We start from the raw sequence: 26,272 nt of genomic DNA on the forward strand, positions 1-26,272 counted from the left end.
CGCTCGCAATGACGACGTGGATCGAGCGCGGCGACGCAACCACTATATCTCCTCCCCCGTGAACACGAATTTCGGCATCTCCCATTTGTAGCGCACCGCGAGCAGGCGGAAGCTGAGGCCGAGCACGAACGTCAGGATCGTCCAGAGCTCGGCATTGAGATTGAGGCCGAAGGCGGTGGCGTAAAATAGTCCGGTCACCACCGAAACGCTGGCGTAGAGTTCGGATCGGAACAGCAGCGGCACGTCGTTGCAGAGCACGTCGCGCAACACGCCGCCGGCGCAGCCCGTCACCATGCCCGACACGATCACGATCGTTAGCGAGGCATCCATCTGCCAGGCAACATCACAACCGATCATGGTAAAGACGACCAGGCCGATGGCATCGAGCACGACGAAAGCGACCTTCAACCGGTGCACCAGGCGCGCGAACAGGATGGTGAGGAAAGCGGCACCGCCGGCGAGCGCGAGGTAGGTCGGGTTTTGCACCCAAGCCAGCGGGTAGTGTCCGAGCAAGAGATCGCGTAACGTGCCGCCGCCGAGCGCGGTGATGCAGCCGAGGAAGCAGACTCCCAACCAGTCCATGCTGCGGCGTCCGGCAGCGAGTGCTGCTGTCATGCCTTGCGCGGCGATCGCGACCAGCGAGAGGAAATGCAGCACGCTATCCGTCGGCGGCAGGCTCCACATCGGCTTGTTCCTTCGTTGCGGCCATGGAACCCGCGTTCTGTTCCTGCCAGACAGGTTCCCGATTCCTGCGATGAGGGCAACATGCGACGAAAGCATAAGGAAGCGCGGAACAGAATCTCGCATCCACGGGTTGTCTGACGTCATAAACGAGGAGACCCAACCGATGGCTGACGACCGTTTTCCCAACGATCCGTACCGCCCGAACCTCGCCGACGATGCGTATCTCAACGCGGCGCGCCGGGATGCCAACCTGCAGGCCGACCCCGAGCTCGGCGAAGGCCCCGCCTCCAGCGGCAAGGTGGCGTTGTTCGCCGTTGCGATCGCACTGGTGCTGGGTGCCGTGTTCTACGGCCTGAACAATACGACCACCGGCAACCAGGCGAGCAACACGCCGGCGACGCAGACCGCGCAGCAGGCGGCCCCTGCCAATCCGGCCGCACCTCCCGGCATGCGCGACGTGACGCCCCGCAACAACACCGAGCCGGGCGTGACGACGGGTGCGGCGCCGAACAGGCCGGCTGCGCCTGCTTCGGCTACGCCGGCGGCAAAGCCGGCGCCGGATACGCAGACGCCGTCTGACGGCGCGAAGTAAGAGCAACACGATAGCTGTCGTCGCCCGGCTTGACCGGGCGACCCAGGGAATTCGCCCTGGATGCCCCGGTCAAGCCGGGAGCATGACACCGAGAGGACAAGAGAGCGGCGGGACTCATAAAGTCTCGCCGCTTTTCGTTTTCAGCCGATCGTCTGCTCAGCTGAACATCTTGTTGAGATCGCCGCCGGGATAGCCGCTGCCGAGCTCGGTGAACGTGCCCTTCTCCGCCATCTCCTTGGCCGCGCGCATGAAGCCTCCCCAGGCGGCGCGGGCGAGCGAGCCGCCGACGCTGATGCGGCGCACGCCGAGATCCTCGGCCTCCTGCAACGACAGGCCGGATGCGCCGATCAGGAGGTTGAACGGTTTTGGTGCGACGGCCTTCACCACGGCCGTGATGTCCTCGCGGGTCTTCAGGCCCGGCGCATAGAGGCAATCGGCGCCGGCGTCCGCGTAAGCAGTGAGCCGGTCGATGACCAGCTTGAGGTCGGTCATGCCCCACAGATAGGATTCGCAGCGGCCGACCAGCAGCGTCCCGCTGTCGCCGATTGCCTTGCGCGAGGCCTTGATGCGCTCGACGGCGAGCGCGCGCTCGTAGATCGGATTGTGTTTGTCGCCGGTGGAATCCTCGATCGACAGGCCGGCAACGCCGGTGCGCACGCAGCGCTCGACATTGTCCGCGACCCTGTCCGGCTCAACCGCAAAGCCGCCCTCGAAATCGGCGTTGACGGGGATGTCGACAGCCGAACTCAATGCTGCCAGATGCTGACAGACATCCTCGACGGTGACGTGATTGTCGGCCTTGCCGATGGTCCAGGCAAAGCCCGCGCTCGATGAGGCGAGCGCCTTGAAACCGAGATGCTGCAACGCCTTGGCGCTGCCGACGTCGACCGGATTGGGCAGAATGAAGCACCCGCTCTCGTGCATCTTCCTGAAGGTCGCGCGCTTGTCCGCGGTCGTGAGGTGCATGTTTCTTCTCCCCATGTCGATGGCTTGCGCCGCAGAGATGGGGATGCCCCGCGACGATCGCCAGTGCGTCGCCGCGGGTGACTCTGTGGTCCGACGAGATGGATCGGTGACGCGCCCAACCGGCCGCATCAAGCCGGCTCGGGGACATCCTCTCGTGCAGCCATATGCTGTTGCACCGGGGCGAGGAAGCTCGCAAAGACGAAACCGTCGAGCAGTCCATCGCCCTCCAGGTCAACCCGCGCCCACGCCGGATCCTGACCGCTGATCTCGACGACGTTCAATTCGGTGCCCGCCGGGAGAGTTTTTTCGGAGCCGAAATTCGTCCCGGGCCCACCACGCAGCTTCAGGCCACCGCGAGCCATCACGACATAACGCCCTGGCGCCAGCATCGCGGCGCCGTCGACCGTGCGCGACAACGTCAGGAAGTCGAAGATCTGCTCGCCGTAGAACTTCCCACCGTCGTCCTTGAAGCCCTGCTTCAAGCCCTTCGCCGGGTTGTAGCCACCGGTGTTGTAGGCGATCGCGACCGCGCAGAATTCGAGATCAGTCAGGCTCGTCTTGGACTGCAAGCCGAGCTTCTTCAGACCGCGCTCCAATTCTCCGAGACATTGCGTCAGCGTATCGGAAAAGTTCTCGTAGCGCCGCTCGAGGAAGTAGCGCGGATCTTCCTTGAAGAACTGGAGATCACGCTGAAACATACCGAATCCATGGCAAAACTTATCGGGGTTGGCGACGGCGCGCTCGTAGCCTCGGACGAAAGCCGACATCTGTTCGAGACCATCGCGGGCAATGTCGAACATCTCCCGCCCGTTCGGCTCGGTCAGCAGGTGTGCCTTATTGCGCGGAAAGGCCTGCCGCCCTTTGCCCGGTCCCTGGAAATCAATGGTGTCGCCGACGCAAAGCGCAAGCACGCGATCGAGCGAAAGGTTCTTCTTGCGGACGACGGACCAGATGTAGCCCGTTTCCTGGCACGCGATCGCGGCGACCATGTCGATATCGAAGGGCTTGCCCGGCAAGGCCGCCTCGACCTGCGTACGAAATTGCTGCTTGAACCACCTGATATCGTCGACGCTCACCATGATGAACTCCGTCGCTGAAAATGGAAACGCTGGGCTTAGTGCAAGGGGTCAAGCCGGGGCAGCTTCGACCTCGGCGAGGAACGCTGCAAAGACGTAACCGTCGAGCAGGCCGTCCCCCTCCACGTCGACGCGAACCCAAGCGGGATCGACGTTGGAGACCGCCACCACGCTCAGCTCCGTACCGGCGGGCAATGTCCTTTCCGGATCGAAATTCGTGCCTGGCCCGCCACGCAGCTTCAGTCCATCACGCGCGATCACCGCATAACGGCCGGGATGAACAGCAGCGGCGGCCGGTCCAGGCGGCACGATTCCGCCGCCATCCCAGCCATCCTGCGCCGCATCGCGCAACCATTGCGGGGCCGTCGCTGATCGGCCGCCGGCGCCCCAGGTCAACCTGGTATGGTCGTCGACCGAGGTGCCGAAGCCGACGTGGATCGTCCGGTTGCCCATGTAGCCGACGCCTGCGCCGATCCCGGTCGCCCCCGCCGCAGCCGCAGCCGTCACGAAACGCAAGATGCCGGGCGAAGCCGCGGCGTCGGTAAACGTCAACGCCTGACCATTGACGAGGCATTGCACGTCGGCCGCCCGCCCGAGGTCGTGGCGGGTGGAGCCCGTGCGACGGGTGCCGTGACCGAGCGCGTCCTGCCCGCCCGACGTAATCCGGATCGTGTCGACACCCGCGGCCGTCGCGGCGGCGTCCAGCACGTTTCTCAGCTCATTGGTGATCGGTTTGTTGCGAATGGCATCGGCCGGCGGCCCAGCAAAACTCGTCATATGAAACACCTCGCTCTGACGCTCGGCGAATTTTGACCACCCATCGAAGGGGCGATTTGAAATCAATTCAACTGCAACGACATACGCCCCCAAAAACGGAAGCGCAGCGTAGACATCTCACAACCTCGGCGAGATGTCCACCATGGATTGAATATCTCTCCGGCCGCTAACCGGCGTCGTGCATCGCCCGGCTGTCCTTCGGCGCCTGCTCGCGATCATTCATGCCGTAATCCCGGACTACGCTGGCGATGCGCAAATGATAATCGGCGAAGATCTCCGCCCTGCCCTTGGCCTGCGTGCGGCGGTGCTCCATCGTGTTGCGCCAGGCCTGCACGGCAGCCTCGTCGCGCCAGAACGACACCGACAGGATCTTGCCCGTGTCGGTCAGGCTCTGGAAACGCTCGACCGAGATGAAGCCGTCGATGGTTTGCAGGATCGGCTTCAGATCGGCTGCGAGGTCGAAATAGTCCTGCCGGTGTTCCGGCTTCGGCCAGACCTCGAAGATCACGGCGATCATGGGCATCTCCTTACTTTGGTGGCCTACAATACCACCTTGCGCAGGAATGTGCGTTCTTCGGCGAGGATGAACTTGTGTTCCTCGGCGAAATGGAAATTCGCCATGCCCTCCGCGTCCTGCCGCAGCCGGGAGCGATAGGCCTCGTACGCGGCCAGACTCTCGAAGCCGATCAGCGCGGAGGCGATGTTGTTGGTGCCTTCATGCGGCATGAAATAGCCGATCAGGTCACCGCCGCATTTCGGGATGATGGTGAGCCAGCGCTTCGCATAGTCCTCGAACTGCGCACGCTTGAACGGGTCGATCTGGTAGCGGATGAAGACGGTGACGGACATGATGGGCTCCTTGATTTTTCATTGCGGGAAGGGCGAACGGCTCCGTCGCCGCTGAAGCAACTGGATTGCGTCGCTTCGCTCGCAATGACGTGTTTACGCAAGGCACGCTACGCGCTTGCCCGACCACAATGCTTCGGCTACCATCGAAGCATGAAATCAGGACCCGACATCGCCCTGGTCGCTTCGCTGGTCGGCGATCCCGCGCGCGCCAACATGCTCACCGCGCTGATGAACGGCCGCGCGCTGACCGCAAGCGAGCTGGCGCAGGAGGCCGGCATCACGCCGCAGACGGCGAGCTCGCATCTGGCCAAGCTCGAGGCCGGCGGCCTGATCGAGCCGGAGAAGCAGGGCCGCCACCGCTACTATCGCCTCACCGACGACGACGTCGCCAGCGTGCTCGAAGGCCTTGCAGGCCTTGCCGCGCGCACCGGCCACATGCGGGTGCGCACCGGGCCGAAGGATCCGGCGCTGCGACGCGCGCGGATCTGCTACGATCACCTCGCCGGCGATCTCGGCGTGCAGATGCTCGATTCCTTACGCGAGCGGCATCTGGTCAGGCAGAAGAAGCAGGACATCGAGCTGACCGCCGAGGGCGAGCGCTTTCTCGCCAGGCATCTGCAGATCTCGCCCGGCATGCTCACCCATCCGCGGCGGCCCGTGTGCAAGGCCTGCCTCGACTGGAGCGAGCGGCGCCATCATCTCGCAGGCACGCTGGGCGCCGCCATGATGCAGCGCTTCGCGGAGCTGAAATGGGCGGCGCGCGACGCCACGCCCGGCAGCCGCGTCGTCAACTTCACCCGCACCGGCGAGAAGCAGTTTGCCGCGCTGTTCGGCGACGCCAAGGACTGATCACGCCATTCGCGTGACGTCGCACATTTGCGTGTGAACTCCTGCTCTCGTCGTGGCCGGGCTTGACCCGGCCGTCCACGCGCTTATGCGAACGGTCATTCCCTAACCGTTAGAGACCCAGCATGATCCGCATCCTCCCGGCCGCCCTCGCCGCCGCTCTCCTTGCCTCCCTGCTCGCCACCGCGCACGCCGCAGACACGCCCCCGCGCGAGCCCTATGGCATCGCGCTCGAGGGTTTTGCCTATCCCTACCCCGTGCACCAATTGCCGCTCGTCAATGACGGCGAGCAGCTCCGCATGGCCTATATGGACGTCGCTCCTGCGCAGCCGAACGGCCGCACCGTGGTGCTGCTGCATGGACGTAACTTTCCGTCGAGCTATTGGGCCCCTGTCATCAAGATGCTCAACGACGCCGGCTACCGCGTGGTGGTGCCGGACCAGATCGGCTTCGGCAAGTCCTCCAAGCCTGCGGGCGAACTGCATTTCGACACGCTGGCGCGCAACACCATCGCGCTGCTCGATCACCTGGAGATCAAGAAGGCCGACATCGTCGCCCATTCGCTTGGCGGAATGCTGGGCGTGCGCATCGCCCGCGCCTACCCTGACCGGGTCGCCCACCTCGTGCTGACTGCGCCGATCGGGCTGGAGGATTACCGCCTCTACGTGCCGCCGACGCCGACCGAGGCGATCATAGCGACCGAGGACAAGCTCACCGCCGACGGCTATCGCAAGCAGTTGCAAACCAACTACGCGATCAAGCTGCCCCCCGATGCGATCACGCCGTACATCGACGCCCGCTTCAATATCAAGGGCAGCCCCGACTACCCGCGCTGGCTGCGCGCCTTTGTCAGCTCGGGGCAGATGATCTATCGCGAGCCGGTCGCGCATGAGATTCCTCTCATCACCGAACCTACGCTGTTCATCATGGGCGCCGACGACCACAACGCGCCGGGCCGGCCGAACGCGCCGGAAGCCCTACGGCCCAGGATGGGTCAGAACGCCGAACTGGCGAAGGCGTTCGCGGCGAAGATGGCAAATGCGCGCGCCGAGGTCATTCCGGACACCGGCCACCTGGTCTTCCTGGAGGCTCCGGACAAGTACAAGGAGTTGGTGCTGGGCTTTCTCGGCCGCTAGAGCCTTGTCGAGCGACGTGGATACCGGTGAGCGTCCAGACAACGCGTCAAACAAGAACCTGGAGCCCGTTCCGATTCATCGGGACGGGCTCCAGCGCCATCCGCGTCGCATGAAGCCGTGCCCGGAGAATGTTCATGCCGCATTCAGGTCATGATTGGCAGGTTTGGATCGCGCCGGGTCGGCATGTTGCAAAATTTAACATGTCGAATCGTGTCTTTTGATTCATTGTGCGCCACAAACGCCAAGCCGCCAAAGACTTGCTTCAGAGACTGCGACCAGAGACTTGCCACCAGAGACTTGCCCCCAAAGACTTGCTCCAAGGACGAGAAGGAAGATCACATGAAATACCTGTTCGCCGCCGCCATGCTCGCCAGCGCGGTCGTCGGTTTCAGCGAGGCCGCCAGCGCCGCGCAAGGTTGCGGCCCGGGCTGGTATCGTGGCCCCTATGGTGGCTGCCGCCCGATGCGCGGCGCGGTCGTCGTGCGCCCGGCCCCCGTGTATGTAGCCCCGCCCGTCGTCGTGGTGCCGCGCGCGCGCGTGTGCCCCTACGGCTTCCGTTGGTATGCCGGCCGCTGCCGCCCGTTCTGATCTCTTTGCATCGCAAGATGGCCGCGCAGGTTCAGCCTGCGCGGCCATTTTCGTTTCAGGCTTGCTGCCGCCGATCCAACGACCCTGGAATTCGAGCGGCCTGGAATCGAAACGGGGACCGCGGCCGCGATCCCCGTCCAATTCGCGGCTTGCCGCGGCTCACCAATGACGGCGATGCCAGCGGCGTCGGCGCCAGCCCCAATGACGGTGGCGCCAGCCGTGATGGCGGCCACGCCAGTGCACCTGTTCGGGCGTCAGCCTGTCTGCTTCCTCGCTGCTGGTGACGGCAGGGCGAGCGTCGGGGTTGCCTTGCGGCATGCGGGCGGGATCGCCGACCGGCTGCGGTGACAGCGGCGCGGCCTGCGCGGTCGCTGCAAAAGCGGCGGCGCCCGCCGTCAGTCCCAATGCAAATTTCAGAAAGTTCCGGCGCTCCATGACATGTCCTCTGAGCTATCTGGCAAGTGATGCAGAGGAAGTTTCGCGGTCACGACATGAACCAAGGCTGAAGCGCGCGTTCAGATTCGTTACGATGCAGACATTGAATGTGTCCTACTTCGCAAACTCCTGCGCCAGCACCAGCGTCTCGCGCGAGCGCTTGACGTCGGGCCAGTCGCGGTTGAAATCGGCGACGAGCTGCTTGAGCGCTTCGCCCTTGAGCATCGCCGCAAGCTTGGCCTCGTCGTCGAACTGATACATCGCCTGATGCAGCGCGGGATCATCGAGGCTCCAGAACCGCCACGCCTTGCTCACGCCGAATGCCTTCACCGCGTCGGGCACATGTTCGGTCTCGTACCATCTGTCGAATGCGGCGCGCTGGGCGGGATCGGCGACGATGGCGCGGACGACGAAGAAAGCTGCCGGCATCGGATTTCCTCCTGTTGTTTGCGGCAAGCTTAGCTGCTCCAGTGACCGGCGGCAAAAAAGAGTTGGCACCGGTGTCGGAACGGGCGCCCTTCGCTCGTCCTTTGTTTCGAACCAGCACATTTTTTGAATCAGGACATGGAGACAGCAAATGGCCGACCTTACCCTGACCACTTTCAATTGGGTTCCCGAAGCGCCGCGCGGGTTCGTGCGCGATCTCCGCGTGCGCTGGGCGCTCGAAGAGGCCGCCTTGCCCTATCGCGTCGCCAGCGCCCCGTTCGACGACCGCGGGCCTGCGCATCTCGCGCACCAGCCGTTCGGCCAGGTGCCGTGGCTGACCGACGGCGACATCTCGATCTTCGAGACCGGCGCTATCCTGCTGCATCTCGGCGGCCTGAGCACGAAGCTGATGCCCACCGATAGGCGCGGCCGCACTGAAGCCACGGAATGGGTGTTCGCCGCGCTCAATTCGGTGGAGATGGCCAGCCTGCCCTGGGGAATGTCGAAGTTCATGGGACATCCGACCGACACGGCGGCGTTCAAATTCGTCGATGACTTCCTCAAGCTGCGCCTTGGGCATCTCGAGCCGGTGCTGTCCAGCCGCGAATGGCTGGCAGGCTCCTTCTCCGTCGCCGACATCCTGATGGCGGACGTGCTGCGCGTCGTCGATGGTTTCGGCGCGCTTGCGGACAGTCCCGCCTGCCGTACCTACGTCGCACGCGCGACGGCCCGCCCGGCCTTCGCCAAGGCCCACGCCGACCAGATGGCGCATTTCGCTGCGGCCGATAAGGCGCGCAAAACGTGATGCGCCTCACACAATCAATCCCGTGCCCGGCATACAGTCGCCACCGAAAGGAAGCAGTTCAAAAGGTGACCCATGGTCCGCATCGAATATCTCAAGCGACAGATCGCCCGCGCTGAGCGGCTGGCCAAAGCCATCCTCGACCGGCAGACCGCCGATCGACTTCAAGCCTTCGCCGCCGAATGCCGCACCGAATTGTCGGAGCTGACGCTCAAGCGCGCTGCGTGAGGCGTGGGGGCGCCGGATGCGTGAAATACGTAGGGCGGATTAGCGCCAGCGTAATCCGCCACTTCTCCATCTGGTGACACACACCTTGGTGGATTACGCTATCGCTAATCCACCCTACCCGTCACACAAGCTTCAGCGGAGCATCGGCGACGATGCGCAGGTCGATGCTGCCGATCAGTGCCGCACGCCGCGCCTCCGCAGCGCTGATGGCGTCGTCCGTCTGCCGCAGCGTCGAGATGTTCGAACCGAGCGAGACGATCCCGCCCAGCACCAGCGCAATCGATCCGAGGGCTGCGGTCGTGCCGAACCCGAACACACCGAGGATCGTCACCAGCAGCAGCGCCGCCCCGCCCCCGATCGCGATCTTGGACGCGAGGATGTATTTGCGGCAGCGCTCGGCGATCTCGGCGAGCCGCTCGATGCGATCCTCGATGTCGGAGATTTCGTCAGTGGGATCGTTTTCGGTCATCGGATTTGCGAGCGAGCAGTTCGGAGAACAAACGAACTTCGGTTATGGAGCACGCGACGGCCTAAGACACCGGCCCAACGCATGCAGGAACAGGCCCGAGCGACATGGCGGGCTCGCGCTCGGAATCACTTGGGCCGGCCGCATCGGAATCGTTCCCGAAGCCGGGCAAGACCCTGACCCGAACAGCCACCCTGTCCCGCCTTCGATCGGTGATTGCTTCGTATCGAAGGCTATCCGGCCCGCTGTAACCAGGTCGCGCCAGATAGAAAATGCTTATGCCGCGGACCCAGCGCCCGATACAAGCTCGGTCGCTTCCAGAGTCGCCCACCACCTCGAAATCCTCGATACGATAACAGACGACCCCATGTTCCGGTGACTTCATGAGCAAGAGCCGGGGAAGCTCGACCGGCGCGCATGTATTGTCGGCGTCGGCGTAGCCTTCGATAACGGTCTCTTCCGCCGTTCGGGCGGTGACGGTCATCTCGCTGTCCTGGGCAAAGCACGATATGTCTATCGCCAGGACCGCGGACGACACGCCCAATATCAGGCCGCACGATTCAATGGCGCGCCGCCATGATCTCGATCGACGACGCCAAATTGCCACCGGCGTGCCCTTCCCTCACAACGGCAAATTGTCGTGCTTCTTCGCCGGCGTTTCCACCTTCTTGTCCTTCAGCATCGACAGCGCCCGCGCGATCCGCTTCCGCGTCGAGTGCGGCATGATGACGTCGTCGATGTAGCCGCGCTCGGCGGCGATGAAGGGTGACAGGAAGCGGTCCTCGTATTCCTTGGTGCGCGCGGCGATCTTGTCGGGGTCGCCGATGTCTGAGCGGAAGATGATCTCGACCGCGCCCTTGGCGCCCATCACCGCGATCTGGGCGGTCGGCCAGGCGTAGTTCATGTCGGCGCCGATTTCCTTGGAGGCCATGACGTCGAAGGCGCCGCCATAGGCCTTGCGGGTGATGATGGTGACCAGCGGCACGGTGCACTGCGAATAGGCGAACAGCAGCTTGGCGCCGTGCTTGATCAGGCCGCCATATTCCTGCGCGGTGCCCGGCAGGAAGCCGGGAACGTCGACGAAGGTGACAATCGGGATGTTGAAGGCATCGCAGAAGCGAACGAAGCGCGCGGCCTTGCGCGAGGCGTCGCTATCGAGCACGCCGGCCAGCACCATCGGCTGGTTGGCGACGAAGCCGACGGTGCGGCCGGCGATGCGGCCGAAGCCCGTGACGATGTTCTTGGCGAACATGTCGGCGATCTCGAAGAAGTCGCCCTCGTCCACGACCTTCAGGATCAATTCCTTCATATCGTAGGGCTTGTTCGGATTGTCGGGGATCAGCGTGTCGAGCGACATGTCGACCCGCTCGATGTCGTCGAAGCTCGGCCATTCCGGCACGCCGTCGCTGTTGTTGGACGGCAGGAAGTCGATCAGGCGACGCATCTGCAAGAGCGTCTCGACGTCGTTCTCGAAGGCACCGTCGGCGATCGAGGAGCGCGTGGCGTGCACCGAGGCGCCGCCGAGTTCTTCCGCCGTGACGACCTCGTTGGTGACGGTCTTCACCACGTCGGGGCCGGTGACGAACATGTAGCTGGTGTTCTTCACCATGAAGATGAAGTCGGTCATCGCAGGCGAATAGACGTCGCCGCCGGCGCAGGGGCCCATGATGACGGAGATCTGCGGGATCACGCCCGAGGCCAGCACGTTGCGGCGGAACACGTAGGAATAGCCGGCGAGTGCTGCGACGCCCTCCTGGATGCGGGCGCCGCCCGCGTCATAGAGGCCGATGATGGGCGCCCGCGCCTTCATCGCCATGTCCTGCAGCTTGGTGATTTTGAGCGCGTGGGTCTCGGACAGCGAGCCGCCGAACACCGTGAAGTCCTTGGCGAACACGAAGGTCTTGCGGCCGTTAACGGTGCCCCACCCCGTGACGACGCCGTCGCCGGGCACCTTGTTCTTCTCCATGCCGAACTCGGTGGAGCGGTGCTCGACGAACATGTCGAACTCCTCGAACGACCCCTTGTCGAGCAGCAGTTCGATGCGCTCGCGCGCGGTCAGCTTGCCGCGGGCGTGCTGCGCCTCGATGCGCTTCTCCCCGCCGCCGAGCTTGGCGCCGGCGCGACGATCTTCAAGGGCGTCCAGGATGTGTTTCATTTGCTCCCGCCAGTTCTTAGATGATGCGGGGTTCTAACACGGCATTTTGCGGCCCGGAAAGCGCCTTTCCGCGCAGCAAGGCTGCCTTGTCCGGCCCGAAAGCTTGAGGGATTACAGGGTTTTGCCCGGGGAGACGAGCATGAGCGACGGAACGGCCCAGGCTGGCGCGGCGACGGGCGGCGTCAACATCCTGCTGCGGCTGGAGGGCCTTACCCTGTTTATCGGGATGGTGATGCTCTACTGGGCCTGGGACGGCTCCTGGCTGGCCTTTGCCGTGCTCTTCTTCGTCCCGGATCTCAGCTTCCTAGCCTACCTGTCCGACGCCAAATTCGGCGCGCTGGTCTACAACGCTGCCCATAGCTACCTGGCGCCGGTGTCGCTGCTGACGCTGGGCTTCGGCCTCGGCTCGCCGCTCACCTTGTCGATCGCCTTGATCTGGCTGGCCCATATCGGCATCGACCGGGCCCTCGGCTATGGCCTGAAATATTCTGCCGGGTTCGGCTTTACCCATCTGGGCCGGATCGGGCGGCAAAAGGACGCCTGACGCCAGCTGCGGCTGACTGCGTAGCCCGGGTGAGCGACGCGATACCCGGGGACGGTTTGCGCCTGGAATCCCGGATGTCGCTTCGCTCATCCGGGCTACGAAACCGCATTTGCCGCGCCAGCCAGTTGACCTCGCCTGCCGATTCAGGCTTGCTTCGCGCTCGCGATCAGGCGCCGAATGTTGCGTGAGGCCAGTCGGTACGGCGGCGGTCACCACGGCTTGGCTTTGGCATCACACATGTCCGCGACGGTCGTCCCCCTGCCGCCGAGTTCGTCGTCCGAAACCATCGACTTCCTGCGGCGGATGGCCAGCATGGTGTCGGGGCGGAACGGCGAGACGCTGCTGCGCGCCGCAAGCCTGATCGAGTCGCTGACACAACGGGCGATGTCGGCCGAGCGGCTCTATCACGAGCAGCAGGATGCGAGCACGCGCAATGCCGAGCTGCGCGAGGCCGCCGAGCACACCTCCGATGCCATGGTCGGCCAGATCGAGGCGTTGCGGGCGCAGCTTGCCGAAATCACCGCGACAGCCGCGGCCGAGCGCGCCGCCTTCGATGCCGAGCGCGGCAAGCTGATCGGCCTGATGCAGAATGCCGAGAGCCATATCGGCAAGCTCACGACCGAGCTGGACGGCTTGCGCGCCTCCGTCGACAGCTTCAACGCGACCGCCGTCTCGGTGCCGATCGAGGTGCTGCGGCTGGCGCGGACGCAGTTCGACGTCCTCTCCGCCGGCTTCGCCCGCAAAGGCGACGTGATCTCGCAGGCGATGAGCGAGATCGGCGGCTTTGCGATCGACCAGGCGCTGACGATGAAGAAGACGGCCGACCAGGGCTGAGGCGTTGGGGCTCGTCGTGCCCGGGCTTGTCCCGGGCCTCCACGTCGCGCTGCTAGAGAAGGTCGTGGATGGCCGGGACAAGCCCGGCCATGACGATCCTTTGCCGTTGATGGGACTAGGGCTCGCCCGGCTTGAACGGCTCTTGCTTGTCCGGCGGCACCGTCTCTTCCGCCATCGCCAGCAGCATTGCGACCATCACGTAGTTGCCGGACACGGCGGTGAGATCGACGATCTGCTGATCGTTGAACGCCTTCTTCGCCCGCGCATAGGTCTCATCGCTGACCTTCTTGGTCGTGGTGAGCTCGGTGACGAAGTCGTAGACCACCGCCTCGTCCTCGGCCATCTTCGACGGTCGCTTGTTGGCCTTCAGCTCCGCGATGATATCAGGCGAGAGGCCCGCTTTCGCCGCCAGCGGCGCATGCGCGAACCATTCGACCTGCGAGCGCCACTGCCGCCCGATGATCAGGATCGCGAACTCGTTGAGCTTGGTGGGAACCGAGGTCTCCCAGCGCAGATAGTAGAACAGATCGAACAGGCGCTGGCCGAGCACGGGGCTGCGGATCATCGGATTGTAGGGACCGCCGATGCCGACGCTCGACACCTTCATGATCTGCTCGCCGAGCGGCTTCTGCTTGGCGTCAAGCTGGTCCATCGTAAGCTGCGGAAAGCGCGGCTCCTTACTGGTGGCGGGGCCGGCGAACATGGTGGCGGCGAGCCAGCCGCCGGCGGCGGCAAGCGTGAGCGACGACAGCCAGAGCGGCGTTGAGTTCATTTTATCCTCCCGGTTTTCTTTCTTGGCGGAAGGATGCTAATCGCGCAGCGCCCGCGCGACAGCGCTAGATCGCGCCGATCTCGGCAAGGCAGGCTTGCGTCAGCGGCATGCGCTCGCCGACGAGGCGCGTCTCCTTGCAATCCATGTTGAGCGCGAACACGGTGTGCGCCCCGCCCTTTTCGGCCCAGCCCACCATCCAGCCGAGTGACGGCTCGCCGCGTTCGGCCCCGAGCAGGCCGGATTTGGCGCGAATGACGCTGTCGCCGACCTTGGTCACCGGCAGGATGTCAGCGACGAGGTCCTGGCTGCGTTTGCTGACCGGCAACGTGCGGCGGCGCAGCCGATCGACGAAATCGACCTGCTCGACCGGATCAATGCGCAGGGCTCCGGTGAGCCAGAACTGGTCGATGCCGCCGCCGATGTCGCGGTTGCCGTAGTCGAACGCGTCGATGTATTTCTGCATGCGCTCCTGCCCGATCCGGCGCGCGATCTCCTGATAGACCGGCACCGCGCTGACCGCGATCGCACTGCGCAGCGTGTGATCCTTGTTCCAGGCCTCGATCGGACGCTTCACACCGTCCCAGGGAAACACATCCTTGTCGGGATCCGCGACGACGCCAGTCTCCAGCGCGATCAGCGAGTTCGGGATCTTGAAGGTCGAGGCCGGCAGCTTGCTCTCGCCGGAGCGCTCCTTGTCGCTGGCGACGACCAGGTAGTCCTCCACCTTGTAGCCGACGAAGGTTCCTGACGTGCCGAGGTCGGTGAAGCGCTTGGCGAGACTGTCACGGATTTCGGTGCGCGGCGGTGCGACATGGGCGAACGCGCGCGACGGCAATGTGGCGGCAGCGGCGAAAAGACCGAGCGTGGAGCGGCGGGTGATCAAACGAAATGTCCGTTGTGGGATGAACTTCGGCGACCATGCGACCGTTATCGTGGTGAAACGATGACGGGCGTCAGCGCCCCCGGCCCGACAGCCGCAGCACGAACACCAGCACTTCGGCAACGGCCTTGTAGAGGTCGGGCGGGATTTCTTCGCCGAGCTCGACCTTGGACAGCGCGCCGGCCAAAACCTCGTTCTCCTCGATCGGGATGTCGTGAGCTCTGGCGATCTCGACGATCTTTTCGCCGATCGAGCCCTTGCCCTTGGCGACGACGACGGGCGCGTTGGTACCCTTTTCGTAATGCAGCGCGATCGCAAGCTTGGATGGGTCGCTCATGTTGCCCGATCCAGGAAGTGGCCGGCGCGGGCCGGCGCCGGTTGCGGTGGAGTCCCCTCGCGGACCAGGATGTCGCCGGGCTTGAGCTCGGCGCGCGTCAGCGCCTGATTGAGCTCACCGATGCCGGCGCGGAGCTGCTGCACCGTCGCCGGCCGCTCCGCCCACATCCGCACGAAAGTCTTGTCGCCGTTCAGCGTGATCAGCGCGTGCACGGGGCCGGCCGGCTCGACGTTGAGCGTGAAGCGCGCCCGCCAGGCTTGCTTGGCGGGATCGGCGGATTCGCCAGCGCCATCGCGCGAGATCTCGAACTGCGCCATCGCGGTGCCCTGCGGCGTTGCAAAGGGAATCTCGAAATTCCACTGCGGCACGGCAGGATCGATGCGGTGGCCGCTGGCGTCGGTGCGATCGGGGAGCGAAGCGACCTGCAGCAATGTCTGCCGCGCGATCGCGGCATCGGTGTCGTCGAGCAGGCGATGCACGGTCGCGGACAGCGGCGTGTCCGGCGCGAGCGAGGGCGAGGCAATCGCCTGCGGCGAGGGCAATGCACCGCGGAACGGCGGCGGCGTCGCGCGTGCCGCCGCTTCGAAGCTATGGCCGTCGGGCACCGCCTTGTTGGAGCCGGGAACGTTGCCGGTCAGGCGCGGCAGGTTTTGCATGGCCTCCTGCAGCAGGCTCGCGGCAAGGCCGGCGGACATGGTGCGCGGCATCGCGGCCTGCTGAGCGTTGCCGGCAATTTCCGCCAGCACCGCGGCCGCGAGATTGGCGTTGCGCGGCGTCTGCGCGATCTCAGGGCCGGAAGCGGCCGCCGACTGCGCGGCCTCGCCTGCGGCCTGGGCAGGCGCGGTGGCGACCTGCGGTGTCCCGGTGGTCGCGGCCGGAATTGCGGCCGCCCGTGGCGCGGCGGTCTCGAGCGTGGTCAGCGTCTGGCGCAGCACCAGCAGTGCCGCCTTCAGGTCGGGCGCCGTGCCGGCGGGCGCCCTCGCGCCCGCGGCCAGCGAGGCCTCGAAGAACAAGCCGGATTTCTGGAAGGCGGATTCGACATCGGCGCCATCGAGCCCGGAATTGAGCGGCGTCTGCTGCGCCAGCACATCCAGCACCGCCTGCTTCAAGCCCGCAGGCAGATCGCTGCCGGTGACGACGGACGCCAGATTGGCGAACAGCGGCGCCTGGCTGCCCTGTTTCGTGGCGGCCTCGGCCGAGGCCGCGGTGACGGCGACCTGCTCCAACGGCGTCAGCGTGTTGCGGGGCGCGGTCGTGGACGGCGCCAGCGGCGGGCTTTCCACCAGCGAAGCCGCACGCGGCGTCAGCGTGACCTGATCGGGCGTCGCCTCGCCTGCCCCGCTCATGACTGCCAGCCGGATGGTGCCGTCGTTCTGCGACACCGCCAGCTGGAGATTCTGCCCGGGCGTCAGCGCCACCTCAGACATCACGTCCATCGACAGGTTGGAGATCGCGATCCGCACCAGATTGTCGGCCATCACGCTGACGACCCTGGCATCGACGACGCTGCCGGCCTGTAGCACCAGATCGGGCGTCGTCGCGTCAGCCACGGGGCTGGCTGCACTGACGGGAAGTATGGAAGTGACCGGCGTCGGCATCTCAGGGGGCCCATGGAGCGCTGGCCACACCCTAAGGCCGCCGTCGTAAACCTCTCGTTAAGGACCTTCGGCTCCGGGCGCCTTTACCGCCGCCAGAACCGCCACGGCGGCCTCGAAATCCCGGAGGCGCGTGGCCCGGCGGCTGGCAGCCTCCTCGTCCAAGCCCCATTGCTCGATGTTCCAGTCCTCATCGACGTGGGCGGCGGCCCAGACCTGGCCGGCGTCGCGCACGCCATGCGCCAGCGCCAACGCCAGCAGCGCCGAGCCGGTCAGGGTCGTCACCACGTGGAGTGCGGCGACCGACCAGGCATCGCCAGGCAGCGCGGCGCGCGCGGCCAGAAGCGCCTCGTCGGGCTGCTTCACATGCATGACGCCCTCGGACAGGATGAAATGCGCACCCAGCGCCTCCGCGGCCCAGAACAGCACGGGATCCCAATGCGCGGCCTCGCGGGTGACCAGCCCTTCGGGGTGGCCGGCGCGATAGAACAGCAAATCGGACTCGAAATATTTCGCGAGGTCGTCGCTGACCAGATCGACGCGGTCGACCACGCCCTCGACCACGCTGTTGGCGACCCGCGTCAGCGGCATGGACACGGGATCGATCGTCTCGCCTTGGGCCGCCCATTCCGCGGCCACGGCATCGGCGAGCTCGCGCGACGGGATCACCACCGGGCGGCGGGAGGGCGTGCGGATCGGCTTGCCGTCGAGCGTAATGGCGAAGCCGCCCTCGGCTTCGGTCACGCTCGCCTCCTTGTAGAAGCGCTTGCGCTGCGGCGTGCGAGCCGACGCGCGCGCCGATTCCCGCGGATCCGGCGGAGGCTGGCTTGCTGCTTCTTCGAACAATTCGCGCATGTGAGTTTTCGGCCCCGGTCGCTGGATGCTAGGCTTTTAAGATAAGATCGGCGGCCGATAAAGCGAGCGCAGGCATGAGGGAACTTGCGGGCATTGCGGCCCTGCTCGCCGGGCTATGGCTGGCCGCGGCGGAGGCAGGCTTTCGCACCCCGGAATCACTGATCCGCAACGTCTACGCCCATTACGGCGACGGCGCGCCGGAGCTCTCCAAAGGCCTGCCGCGGGATGCGGCGACCGCCCGGCAGTTCTTCGATGCGCCCCTGCGCAAGGCCTGGAGCGCGCCAAGGGTCGAGCCCTACGACTTCCTGGTGCAGAGCCCGAGCTGGCAGCTCGGCCCGGTTACGATCGCGGTCGTGCGCAGGCAATACGACAAGACCTATGTCGCGGCGAATTTCGACAATCGCGGCCGGAAGGTCGCGCTGAACTTCGTGCTGGTCAACGGCCCCGAGGGCTGGCTGATCACGGACATCGAGAGCCCGCATGACAGTCTGCGGATGTTCCTGGAGCAGTTCAGGAAGTGAGGGCCGTGCTGTCGGTCGCAACAAGAACACCGCCGTCACGCTGCAGCGTTCGCCGCTACTCCTCCGGCGCGTTCTCGATCGGGTCGAACCGGGCCGCATCCAGCCCCAGCAGATTCCACGATTGCTGCATGTGCGGCGGCAACGGCGCGCTGGCGTCGATCACGCCGCCGCGCGGATGCGGAATCACGATGCGGCGCGCCAACAGATGCAGCCGGTTCTGCAGGCCGCCCGGCAGCTTCCAATTCTCGATGTTGAAATATTTGGGATCGCCGACGATGGGATGGCCGATATGCTCCATGTGGGCGCGCAGCTGGTGGGTGCGCCCGGTCACCGGCTTCAGCGACACCCAGGTGAGCTTGTTGCCGGCGGTCTCGACCACTGCGTAATAGGTCACCGCGTGGCTGGCGCCCTCGTCGCCGTGCTGGGCGATGCGCATGATGGTGTCGTCCTCGTTCTCTTCCTTCGCCAGGAAGGTCGAGATGCGGCCCTGCTTCGGCTTCGGCAGGCCCGGCACCAGCGCCCAATAGGTCTTTCGCGCCGACCGCGAGCGGAACGCGCCGGTCAGATGCGAGGCAGCGAAACGGGTCTTCGCGATCAGAAGGCAGCCGGACGTGTCCTTGTCGATCCGGTGCACAAGCCGAGGCTTCTGCCCCTTGGAGTCGCGCATCACCTCCAGCATCTGGTCGATGTGCCGCGTCGTGCCGGAGCCGCCCTGCACCGCAAGCCCAAACGGCTTGTTGAGCACGAGGACGTCGTCGTCCTCGTACAGCGTCATCTCCTTCAGCGCGGCGAGCGTCTTTTGCGCGGCTTCCGAGAGCGGGCTCGCAGCCTTCGGCGTGTCGAGCTTCAGCGGCGGAATACGGACGCTCTGGCCCTCCTCCAGGCGGTCCTTGCTGTCGACACGCTTGCCGTCGACACGCAGCTCGCCTTTGCGCACGACGCGCTGGATGTGGGAGAACGACAGGCCGGGAAAGCGCGCCTCGAGGAAACGATCGACGCGCATGTTGTTCTCGTCGGCGGTCACCTTGACGGTCTGGACCTTGGTCGGCAGCAGCGCCTCGACGGGCTTTGCCGGTGCAGCCTGTTCCAACTCAGCCTTGGGCACACGCCGCTCGGTGCGCTCGTCCGTAAAGCGCGGTGACCTCTCACCTGACTTGCCGCCGGGACGCGGCCCCGCCTTCTTCGCACTGCCGGCCTTGAACGGACGAGATTCCTTGCGCTCGTCGCGCTCGCGAGGTTTTGGATTCATTCTCTTGATGCGGCGGCTCATGCGGTTTTTCCAAGCTTTCGTGTCGACTGCGCGTTGGGGCGACGGGGCAGCGACGCCACCTGCGCGCCGACCTCCTTCTCCGCCAGCCGCAGCTCATATTGCTGTTGCAGGTTCATCCAGAATTGCGGGCTGGTGCCGAACCAGTGACCGAGGCGCAATGCCGTGTCGGCGGTGATGCCGCGCTGCCCATTGATGATGCCAGTGATGCGATTAACCGGAACGTCGATCTGACGCGACAGCTCCGCAGCCGTGATGCCGAGTTCGCGCAACTCTTCGGCGAGATGTTCGCCGGGATGTGTGGGTGTCTGGGGCATCGGAATGTCCCCGCCGAGTAGCAAGATTTACGCGTTACGTAAACCGTAAATGCGCTCATGCGGCGGCTTTGAAGGCCTATTTCCCGCCCCGCTCCTTGCGCAGCTTGGCCCAGTAATCCAGCCGCTTCCGGATCTCGCGCTCGAAGCCTCGCTCAGGCGGGTCGTAGAAGGTCTGGCGGCCCAGGGCCTCCGGAAAATAGTCCTGGCCGGAGAAGGCATCGGGGGTGTCGTGGTCGTATTCGTAGGCGGCGCCGTAGCCTTCGGACTTCATCAGCTTGGTCGGGGAATTGAGGATGTGCTTGGGCGGCAGCAGCGAGCCGGCGTGCTTGGCCGTCTGCATCGCAGCCTTGAAGGCGGTGTAGACCGCGTTCGATTTCGGCGCGGTAGCAAGATAGACCACGGCCTGCGCGATGGCGAGCTCGCCCTCGGGATGGCCGAGGAAATCGAAGGCGTCCTTGGCCGCATTGGCGATGACGAGGGCTTGCGGATCGGCAAGGCCGATGTCCTCGACCGCCATGCGCACCACGCGGCGCGCCAGGAACAGCGGATCCTCGCCGGCATCGAGCATGCGGCAGAGATAATACAGCGCAGCGTCGGGATCGGAGCCGCGCACTGACTTATGCAGCGCCGAGATCAGATTGTAATGACCGTCGGCGGACTTGTCGTAGATCGGCGCGCGTCGTTGCAGGATATCCTGCAACTGCGCGGCATTGAAAATCTCGTCAGCGCGGGCCGAGCGCCAGACCTCTTCGGCGAGCGTCAGCGACGCGCGGCCGTCCCCGTCGGCCATACGCACCAGCACCGCGCGTGCTTCCTCGTCGAGCGGCAGCTTGCGGCCCTCGACCTCCTCGGCATGCGCGAACAGTTTTTCGATCGCAGCCGCATCGAGCGAGCGAAACACCAACACGCGCGCGCGAGAGAGCAACGCCGCGTTGAGCTCGAAGGACGGGTTCTCGGTGGTGGCGCCGACCATCACGACGGTGCCGTCTTCCATCACGGGCAGAAACGAATCCTGCTGAGCGCGGTTGAAGCGATGCACCTCGTCGACGAACAGCAGCGTGCCCTTGCCCATCTCGCGGCGGGCGCGCGCGGCGTCGAACGCCTTCTTCAGATCGGCGACGCCGGAGAACACCGCCGAGATCTGCTCGAAATGCAGGTCGGTCGCATCCGCCAGCAGCCGCGCCACCGTGGTCTTGCCGGTGCCGGGCGGGCCCCAGAACACCAGCGACCCCAGCGTGCGCGTCTCCAGCATGCGCGTCAGCGCGCCGTCGGGACCGAGGATGTGGTCCTGGCCGACGACCTCCGACAGCGTGCGCGGGCGCAGCCGGTCCGGCAGCGGATGTGGAGCCTCGTGGTCGAGCCCCGCCGCCGCAAAGAGAGTTGGCGTTTGTGGTCGCTTCGGACTCATCCGCCCAGCGTGACGTTGATCTGCTGACCGCCGCGCACCAGCGTAATACGCCAGATCCGCGGGCGCTCTCCGGCGGCCTTTTCGAGGTCCCCGGTCTTGCTGATCTTCTGGTTGTTGACGGCCAGGATAATATCGCCCTTCTGGAAGCCGACATTCGCGGCTGCGCTGTCGCCGCCGAGATCGGTGATCACGACGCCTTCGGTGTCGGCGTCCAGATGCAGCTCGTCGGCGACCGCAGGCGTGATGGTCGAGACCTTGGCGCCCTGGAACGGCGATCGCGCGGTGACGACCAGTTCGTTGCGGCCCGTATCGGGCGCGGTCTCCAGCGCCACCGTCAGCTTGAGCGGCTTGCCGCCGCGCTGCACGTCGATCTGCGCGGTGCCGCCGAGCGGACGGGTGGCGAAGCGATAATCGAAGGCGTTGGGATCGTCCACGGTCTGGCCGTCGATCCCGGTGATGAGATCGGAGGATTTCAGGCCGGCCTTCGCCGCGGGGCCGCTCGACACCACGCTCGCGACCAGCGCGCCGGTCGGCGAGCGCAGGCCGAGAGTCTCGGCGATCTCGGGCGTCACCGCCTGCAATCTCGCGCCTAGCCAAGGCCGCTTCACCGCCTTGCCGCCGCTCTTGGCGGAGGCGACGACGACGCGCACCATGTTGGAGGGAATCGCAAAGCCGATGCCTTGCGAGCCGCCGGAGCGCGAATAGATCGCGGTGTTGATGCCGGCGAGCCGGCCGTTCATGTCGACCAGCGCGCCGCCGGAATTGCCGGGATTGATCGCAGCGTCGGTCTGGATGAAGAACTGATAATCGGTGATGCCGACCTGCGTGCGCGCCAGCGCCGAGATGATGCCGTGGGTCACGGTCTGGCCGACGCCGAAGGGATTGCCGATCGCCATCACGACGTCGCCCACCATCAACTCGTCCGAATTGGTGAAGTCGAGCGCCGGAAACTTCTCCTTGGTATCCTTCAGCCGCAGCACTGCCAGGTCGCTGCGGGAATCCTTCAGCACGATCTCGGCCTCGAACTCGCGCTTGTCCGACAGCGACACCTTCACCTGGTCGGCGCCCTCGATGACATGGACGTTGGTGACGACGAGGCCGGACGCATCGACGATCACACCCGAGCCGAGCGAACGCTGCACCTGCTCCTGTTGCTGGCCCGGCACGCCGAAGAAGCGGCGGAAGATCGGGTCATCCAGCAGCGGGTTGCGATTCTGCACCACCTTGGCGGCATAGACGTTGACCACGGCCGGCTGCACCCGCTGCACGATCGGCGCATAGGACAGCCGCAGTTCGGCCGACGACGACGGGACCCGACGATCCTGCGCCGCAGCCGGATTGAACTGGGCGGAAAAGGCTATGCACGAGGCCGTGACGACGGCGGTCCAGATCGATCGAAACATTCCTACCTCTCGGAAAAGACGCCGGAATATAGGCGCGTTCGCCCCCCAATAGAAGGGCGCCGGACGGCAATTCGGCCCCCTTTCCGGTGTGTCCTGAGTGCAAGCTCGGCGTGCGAATCGGCAAATTGCCTGAGGGCTCGATTGGCATGACGCGCATCATCCCGCATTGTGGAGCCGAGGGGATTCGGTTGCGGCGAATTTGCATCAGCAGGAACCCGATCAACGGGACGCAGCGTCGCGGGGCAGTCATCGATCATATCTAGGCTCTCCCGCGTTCGACTTGGGGAAGTTTCGTCAAACGATGGAGGCGTGAACGTGAGCAGGACATTAATCGCGGCCACGGCGATGGGCCTCGCCGGCGTGCTGGCGGCCTCGCAGGCCCAGGCCCAATCGGCAAACAGCAGCGAGCAGGAGATCGCGCTGCTCAAGCAGCAGCTGAAGATGCTGGAGCAGAAGCTCGACAAACTCCAGAGCCAGACCGCGGCGAACACGGCCGCCACGGCGAAGGCAAAGGCCGAAGCGAAGGCCGAGGCGAAGGCTGAAGCGCGCTCGGAGGCGAAGGCTGTGGTGGCCAACGCGAACGCGGCGATCCCGGTCAAGGGCCCCGCGCCGGCGTCCGGCGTGGTCGTGACCATGCCGAACAACCGGCCGACCATCTGCACCGCCGACCAGGCCAATTGCGTCGCCATCACCGGCCGCCTGCATTACGACGTCGGCGGCTATGACTATCGACCCAACACGGCGGCCACCGTGCCGCAAAAGCTCGACAGCGGACAGAACGTCCGCCGCGCCCGCATCGGCGTCACCGGCAAGTTCTTCAACGACTGGAACTTCGCGCTCATCTACGATTTCGGCGGCTCCTCCGACGGCTTTGGCGGTGCGGCGCCGGGCTCACTGCCGGGCGGCGGCGTCTCCGGTGTCGAAAACGCCTATCTCAGCTATACCGGCTTGAAACCGTTCGGCGGCAAGATGGCGGTCGAGGCCGGCATCATGGACCTGCCCTACACGCTCGACGAGGCCACGAGCTCCAACGACATCATGTTCATGGAGCGCGCCTCGGCCGGCATCATCGCGACCAATATCGCAGCCGGCGACTTCCGTTCCGCGGCCGGTACGCGCTGGTACAACGACCAGCTCTGGATCGGCGGCTATGTCACGGGGCCAACGACCGGGGCGATCCATTCGGCTTCGAGCGCGGCGCCGGCGGGCACGAGCGAGCAATATGGCGCAGTCGCGCGCGTTGCCGGCAACCCCATCAGCGGCAAGGACTATTCGGTGCATATCGGCGCCGACGCCCAGTGGCTGATCCAGCCGCCGCGCAATCTCATCGCCAACACGCAAACCGTCGCGCTCAGCGATCGTCCGGAACTGCGTTTGGATCCGACCACGCTGATCTCGACCGGCGCGATCGCCAATGCCTCGGGCGCGCAGGTCTACAGCGTCGAAGCCGCGGCGACCTATGGTCCGTTCATCGTTCAGGGCGAGTACTTCTTCTACAATATCGACCGCACCGCCAACACCGGCGTCCCGCTGGTCGGCGCACCCAGCCTGAAATTCCAGGGCGGTTACGCGCAGGCCGGCTACGTGCTGACGGGCGAAGGCCGCAGCTACAACGCCGCCAACGCGGCCTATGGCGGCGTCAAGCCAGCGCATCCGTTCTCGCTCGAAGGCGGTGGCTGGGGCGCGTGGGAAATCGCGGGACGGTTCTCGACGGTCGACCTCAACAATCAGTTGGGCACGGCGACCGGGATCGCCGGCGGTCGGCAGACCGTCTACACAGCAGCGCTCAACTGGTACGTCAACGGCAACGTCCGCTTCATGCTCGACTATCTGCATGGCACGGTGTCGAGGCAGGCTTCGCCGGTCTCGACCGCCGATGTCGGCTCGAAGTTCGACGCGGTCGCGATGCGCACGCAGTTCGCGTTCTGACATCTCCCGTCATCCCCGGGCGCGCGCAAGCGCGAGCCCGGGACAAAGCAGGAATTACGCCGCGCGCTTCGGCTTCCTCACCACCACCACCGGCGGCGGCGCGCAGGACAGCCGCTGCTGGTGGCTCTCGCCCCAGGCCTTCAGGATGTCGATCACCGGCTTGAGGCTCTCGCCGAGCTCGGAGAGACAATACTCCACGCGCGGCGGCACCTCGGCATAAACCTTGCGGATGACGAGCTTGTCCTCCTCCAGCGCGCGAAGCTGCTTGGTCAGCATGCGCTGGGTGATGCCGGGCATCCGGCGACGCAATTCGCCGAAGCGCTGGGTGCCGTCCTGGAGGTGGTAGAGGATCACGCCCTTCCACTTCCCGTCGATCAGATCCAGCGTCGCCTCGACCGAGCAGCCGGGACGCCGGCTAAAATCCCGCCGTTTCATCCGTGTTTTCCCAATAGTATCCAAACAGGGACTATATCCCCGAATTTACAGTACTTGCCAAATCGGAGCTAGCGGGACAGTTAGCAGGTCAGGCGCCCATGCCAAAGCTTTGCGCCATCTGATGGAGACAAGCCATGAAGGCCGTCGGCTACAAGACATCGCTTCCGATCGAGGACGCGGATTCGCTGATCGATTTCGAGACCGCAAAACCCGAGCCCAAGGGACGCGACATCCGCGTCGCCGTGAAGGCGATTTCGGCCAATCCGGTCGATTACAAGGTGCGCAAGCGCGCAGCGCCGCCCGAGGGCGAGACCAAGATCCTGGGTTATGACGCGGCCGGCGTGGTCGATGCGATCGGGCCCGAGGTCACGCTGTTCAAGCCTGGCGACGAGGTGTTCTACGCCGGCTCGATCCTGCGCCAGGGCACCAACGCCGAATTCCACTTGGTTGATGAGCGCATCACAGGCCTCAAGCCGAAGAGCCTGACGTTCGCGCAGGCCGCAGCCCTTCCCCTCACCTCCATCACCGCCTGGGAATTGCTGTTCGATCGGCTCGGCGCAGTGCCCGGCAAGAGCGTCGATCCGCGCACGCTGCTGGTCACGGGCGGCGCCGGCGGCGTCGGCTCGATCCTGATCCAGCTCGCCCGCCGCCTCACCGGTCTCACGGTGGTCGCGACCGCGACGCGGCCGGAATCGCAGAAATGGTGCCTCGATCTCGGCGCGCATGCGGTGATCGATCATGGCAAGCCGATGAAGGAGCAGATCGAAAAATTGAAGCTGCCGCCGGTCGCGCTGGTGGCGAGCCTCACCTTCACCGACCAGCACTACAAGGCGATCGCCGAGTTGATGGCGCCGCAGGGCCGGTTCGGCCTGATCGACGATCCCCCGGAGTTCACCATGAGCACGTTCAAGGGGAAGGCAATCTCGGTCCACTGGGAATCGATGTTCACGCGGTCCTCGTTCCAGACGGCGGACATGATCGCGCAGCATCATCTGCTCAACGACGTCGCCGACCTCATCGACAAGGGCGTGCTGCGCACCACGCTCGACCAGACTTTCGGCACGATCAACGCCGCCAACCTCAAGCGCGCTCACTCGCTGCTCGAGAGCGGCAAGTCGCGCGGCAAGATCGTGCTGGAGGGGTGGTAGG

32 protein-coding genes are annotated in these 26,272 nt (G+C 65.3%); 11 read left to right on the plus strand and 21 right to left on the minus strand.

The annotated features are described in order from the left end of the window. Positions 1 to 42: 42 nt before the first annotated feature. Positions 43 to 684 carry a trimeric intracellular cation channel family protein gene (locus CIT40_RS20430; protein WP_094892040.1) on the minus strand — a complete coding sequence of 214 codons (642 nt, stop codon included), beginning with the start codon at positions 682 to 684 and terminating at the stop codon, positions 43 to 45. A gap of 163 nt (positions 685 to 847) precedes the next feature. Between CIT40_RS20430 and CIT40_RS20435 the strand changes: the two genes are divergently transcribed. Continuing rightward, positions 848 to 1,276, plus strand: a complete 429-nt coding sequence (locus CIT40_RS20435; RefSeq protein ID WP_094892041.1) for a hypothetical protein — start codon at positions 848 to 850, stop codon at positions 1,274 to 1,276. Positions 1,277 to 1,432: 156 nt separating this feature from the next. Here CIT40_RS20435 and CIT40_RS20440 read toward each other — a convergent pair whose 3' ends face one another. From CIT40_RS20440 to CIT40_RS20460, 5 genes are all read right to left on the minus strand, one after another. Then, a complete protein-coding gene (locus CIT40_RS20440; RefSeq protein ID WP_094892042.1) occupies positions 1,433 to 2,242 on the minus strand; it encodes an isocitrate lyase/PEP mutase family protein in 810 nt (269 codons plus the stop codon). Positions 2,243 to 2,370: 128 nt separating this feature from the next. After that, positions 2,371 to 3,321 (minus strand): SH3 domain-containing protein, encoded by a 951-nt coding sequence (locus tag CIT40_RS20445; RefSeq protein WP_094892043.1) that lies wholly within the window; start codon positions 3,319 to 3,321, stop codon positions 2,371 to 2,373. Between the two features lie 48 nt (positions 3,322 to 3,369). Next, positions 3,370 to 4,095: an SH3 domain-containing protein gene (locus CIT40_RS20450; protein ID WP_109862231.1), complete on the minus strand. Its 726-nt coding sequence runs from the start codon at positions 4,093 to 4,095 to the stop codon at positions 3,370 to 3,372. Between the two features lie 166 nt (positions 4,096 to 4,261). After that, positions 4,262 to 4,612, minus strand: a complete 351-nt coding sequence (locus CIT40_RS20455) for an antibiotic biosynthesis monooxygenase family protein (RefSeq protein WP_094895350.1) — start codon at positions 4,610 to 4,612, stop codon at positions 4,262 to 4,264. Positions 4,613 to 4,635: 23 nt separating this feature from the next. Further along, positions 4,636 to 4,944 (minus strand): NIPSNAP family protein, encoded by a 309-nt coding sequence (locus CIT40_RS20460; protein ID WP_094895351.1) that lies wholly within the window; start codon positions 4,942 to 4,944, stop codon positions 4,636 to 4,638. Positions 4,945 to 5,094: 150 nt separating this feature from the next. On the opposite strand from CIT40_RS20460, the gene CIT40_RS20465 reads away from it, so the two are divergent. The 3 genes from CIT40_RS20465 to CIT40_RS20475 all read left to right on the plus strand — a co-directional run bounded on the left by CIT40_RS20465 (position 5,095) and on the right by CIT40_RS20475 (position 7,514). Then, positions 5,095 to 5,793 carry an ArsR/SmtB family transcription factor gene (locus CIT40_RS20465; RefSeq protein ID WP_162307588.1) on the plus strand — a complete coding sequence of 233 codons (699 nt, stop codon included), beginning with the start codon at positions 5,095 to 5,097 and terminating at the stop codon, positions 5,791 to 5,793. Between the two features lie 122 nt (positions 5,794 to 5,915). Next, positions 5,916 to 6,926 (plus strand): alpha/beta fold hydrolase, encoded by a 1,011-nt coding sequence (locus CIT40_RS20470; RefSeq protein WP_094895353.1) that lies wholly within the window; start codon positions 5,916 to 5,918, stop codon positions 6,924 to 6,926. A gap of 339 nt (positions 6,927 to 7,265) precedes the next feature. After that, entirely contained in the window at positions 7,266 to 7,514 is a 249-nt protein-coding gene (locus tag CIT40_RS20475) for a GCG_CRPN prefix-to-repeats domain-containing protein (protein WP_094895354.1), read from the plus strand. Positions 7,515 to 7,673: 159 nt separating this feature from the next. Here the strand turns inward: CIT40_RS20475 and CIT40_RS20480 are convergent, their stop codons facing one another. Continuing rightward, on the minus strand, positions 7,674 to 7,949 hold the full coding sequence (locus CIT40_RS20480) for a twin-arginine translocation signal domain-containing protein (RefSeq protein ID WP_094895355.1): 276 nt from the start codon (positions 7,947 to 7,949) through the stop codon (positions 7,674 to 7,676). Positions 7,950 to 8,063: 114 nt separating this feature from the next. Further along, positions 8,064 to 8,378, minus strand: a complete 315-nt coding sequence (locus CIT40_RS20485) for a hypothetical protein (protein ID WP_162307589.1) — start codon at positions 8,376 to 8,378, stop codon at positions 8,064 to 8,066. 148 nt (positions 8,379 to 8,526) lie between these two features. Between CIT40_RS20485 and CIT40_RS20490 the strand changes: the two genes are divergently transcribed. Together CIT40_RS20490 and CIT40_RS20495 are read left to right on the plus strand one after the other, a co-directional pair. Beyond that, positions 8,527 to 9,180 (plus strand): glutathione S-transferase family protein, encoded by a 654-nt coding sequence (locus CIT40_RS20490; RefSeq protein ID WP_094895356.1) that lies wholly within the window; start codon positions 8,527 to 8,529, stop codon positions 9,178 to 9,180. Positions 9,181 to 9,252: 72 nt separating this feature from the next. After that, positions 9,253 to 9,405: a hypothetical protein gene (locus CIT40_RS20495; RefSeq protein WP_167443364.1), complete on the plus strand. Its 153-nt coding sequence runs from the start codon at positions 9,253 to 9,255 to the stop codon at positions 9,403 to 9,405. Between the two features lie 121 nt (positions 9,406 to 9,526). On the opposite strand, the gene CIT40_RS20500 is transcribed toward CIT40_RS20495, so the two are convergent. The 3 genes from CIT40_RS20500 to CIT40_RS20510 all read right to left on the minus strand — a co-directional run bounded on the left by CIT40_RS20500 (position 9,527) and on the right by CIT40_RS20510 (position 12,026). Further along, positions 9,527 to 9,874: a hypothetical protein gene (locus CIT40_RS20500; protein WP_094895357.1), complete on the minus strand. Its 348-nt coding sequence runs from the start codon at positions 9,872 to 9,874 to the stop codon at positions 9,527 to 9,529. Positions 9,875 to 9,935: 61 nt separating this feature from the next. Beyond that, on the minus strand, positions 9,936 to 10,355 hold the full coding sequence (locus CIT40_RS20505; RefSeq protein WP_148667217.1) for a hypothetical protein: 420 nt from the start codon (positions 10,353 to 10,355) through the stop codon (positions 9,936 to 9,938). A gap of 138 nt (positions 10,356 to 10,493) precedes the next feature. Beyond that, the gene (locus CIT40_RS20510) at positions 10,494 to 12,026 is read right to left on the minus strand and encodes an acyl-CoA carboxylase subunit beta (protein ID WP_094895359.1); all 1,533 of its coding nucleotides are present in this window, start codon (positions 12,024 to 12,026) and stop codon (positions 10,494 to 10,496) included. Between the two features lie 139 nt (positions 12,027 to 12,165). Here CIT40_RS20510 and CIT40_RS20515 point away from each other — a divergent pair, with 139 nt between their 5' ends. Together CIT40_RS20515 and CIT40_RS20520 are read left to right on the plus strand one after the other, a co-directional pair. After that, on the plus strand, positions 12,166 to 12,570 hold the full coding sequence (locus CIT40_RS20515) for a DUF4260 domain-containing protein (RefSeq protein ID WP_094895360.1): 405 nt from the start codon (positions 12,166 to 12,168) through the stop codon (positions 12,568 to 12,570). Positions 12,571 to 12,807: 237 nt separating this feature from the next. Next, positions 12,808 to 13,404: a hypothetical protein gene (locus CIT40_RS20520; protein ID WP_094895361.1), complete on the plus strand. Its 597-nt coding sequence runs from the start codon at positions 12,808 to 12,810 to the stop codon at positions 13,402 to 13,404. Positions 13,405 to 13,519: 115 nt separating this feature from the next. On the opposite strand, the gene CIT40_RS20525 is transcribed toward CIT40_RS20520, so the two are convergent. From CIT40_RS20525 to CIT40_RS20545, 5 genes are all read right to left on the minus strand, one after another. After that, positions 13,520 to 14,176 (minus strand): carboxymuconolactone decarboxylase family protein, encoded by a 657-nt coding sequence (locus tag CIT40_RS20525; RefSeq protein WP_094895362.1) that lies wholly within the window; start codon positions 14,174 to 14,176, stop codon positions 13,520 to 13,522. 64 nt (positions 14,177 to 14,240) lie between these two features. After that, positions 14,241 to 15,059 (minus strand): class D beta-lactamase, encoded by an 819-nt coding sequence (gene blaOXA / locus CIT40_RS20530; protein WP_094895363.1) that lies wholly within the window; start codon positions 15,057 to 15,059, stop codon positions 14,241 to 14,243. Positions 15,060 to 15,129: 70 nt separating this feature from the next. After that, entirely contained in the window at positions 15,130 to 15,393 is a 264-nt protein-coding gene (locus CIT40_RS20535) for an EscU/YscU/HrcU family type III secretion system export apparatus switch protein (protein ID WP_094895364.1), read from the minus strand. Further along, entirely contained in the window at positions 15,390 to 16,991 is a 1,602-nt protein-coding gene (fliK, locus tag CIT40_RS20540) for a flagellar hook-length control protein FliK (protein ID WP_162307590.1), read from the minus strand. The genes CIT40_RS20535 and fliK overlap by 4 nt, the downstream gene beginning before the upstream one ends. Before the next feature lie 57 nt (positions 16,992 to 17,048). Further along, a complete protein-coding gene (locus CIT40_RS20545) occupies positions 17,049 to 17,843 on the minus strand; it encodes an ATP12 family chaperone protein (protein WP_094895365.1) in 795 nt (264 codons plus the stop codon). Positions 17,844 to 17,917: 74 nt separating this feature from the next. Here CIT40_RS20545 and CIT40_RS20550 point away from each other — a divergent pair, with 74 nt between their 5' ends. Further along, positions 17,918 to 18,364 carry a hypothetical protein gene (locus CIT40_RS20550; protein WP_094895366.1) on the plus strand — a complete coding sequence of 149 codons (447 nt, stop codon included), beginning with the start codon at positions 17,918 to 17,920 and terminating at the stop codon, positions 18,362 to 18,364. Between the two features lie 55 nt (positions 18,365 to 18,419). On the opposite strand, the gene CIT40_RS20555 is transcribed toward CIT40_RS20550, so the two are convergent. From CIT40_RS20555 to CIT40_RS20570, 4 genes are all read right to left on the minus strand, one after another. Continuing rightward, entirely contained in the window at positions 18,420 to 19,634 is a 1,215-nt protein-coding gene (locus CIT40_RS20555; protein ID WP_094895367.1) for an RluA family pseudouridine synthase, read from the minus strand. Then, positions 19,631 to 19,948, minus strand: coding sequence for a HigA family addiction module antitoxin (locus CIT40_RS20560; protein ID WP_094895368.1), 318 nt, complete (start codon positions 19,946 to 19,948; stop codon positions 19,631 to 19,633). Before CIT40_RS20560 ends, CIT40_RS20555 begins: the two co-directional genes overlap by 4 nt. A 76-nt stretch (positions 19,949 to 20,024) precedes the next feature. Then, positions 20,025 to 21,356: a replication-associated recombination protein A gene (locus tag CIT40_RS20565; protein ID WP_094895369.1), complete on the minus strand. Its 1,332-nt coding sequence runs from the start codon at positions 21,354 to 21,356 to the stop codon at positions 20,025 to 20,027. Then, the gene (locus tag CIT40_RS20570) at positions 21,353 to 22,759 is read right to left on the minus strand and encodes a DegQ family serine endoprotease (RefSeq protein WP_162307591.1); all 1,407 of its coding nucleotides are present in this window, start codon (positions 22,757 to 22,759) and stop codon (positions 21,353 to 21,355) included. Before CIT40_RS20570 ends, CIT40_RS20565 begins: the two co-directional genes overlap by 4 nt. A 315-nt stretch (positions 22,760 to 23,074) precedes the next feature. Between CIT40_RS20570 and CIT40_RS20575 the strand changes: the two genes are divergently transcribed. Beyond that, entirely contained in the window at positions 23,075 to 24,688 is a 1,614-nt protein-coding gene (locus CIT40_RS20575; protein WP_094895732.1) for an OprO/OprP family phosphate-selective porin, read from the plus strand. A 54-nt stretch (positions 24,689 to 24,742) separates the two neighbouring features. Here the strand turns inward: CIT40_RS20575 and CIT40_RS20580 are convergent, their stop codons facing one another. Continuing rightward, the gene (locus CIT40_RS20580) at positions 24,743 to 25,123 is read right to left on the minus strand and encodes a winged helix-turn-helix transcriptional regulator (RefSeq protein WP_094895370.1); all 381 of its coding nucleotides are present in this window, start codon (positions 25,121 to 25,123) and stop codon (positions 24,743 to 24,745) included. A gap of 134 nt (positions 25,124 to 25,257) precedes the next feature. Here CIT40_RS20580 and CIT40_RS20585 point away from each other — a divergent pair, with 134 nt between their 5' ends. Then, positions 25,258 to 26,271, plus strand: a complete 1,014-nt coding sequence (locus tag CIT40_RS20585; protein WP_094895371.1) for a zinc-binding alcohol dehydrogenase family protein — start codon at positions 25,258 to 25,260, stop codon at positions 26,269 to 26,271. The last annotated feature ends 1 nt before the right edge of the window (position 26,272 follow it).

Origin of the sequence: Bradyrhizobium amphicarpaeae (assembly GCF_002266435.3) — a bacterium.
Lineage (GTDB): Bacteria > Pseudomonadota > Alphaproteobacteria > Rhizobiales > Xanthobacteraceae > Bradyrhizobium > Bradyrhizobium amphicarpaeae.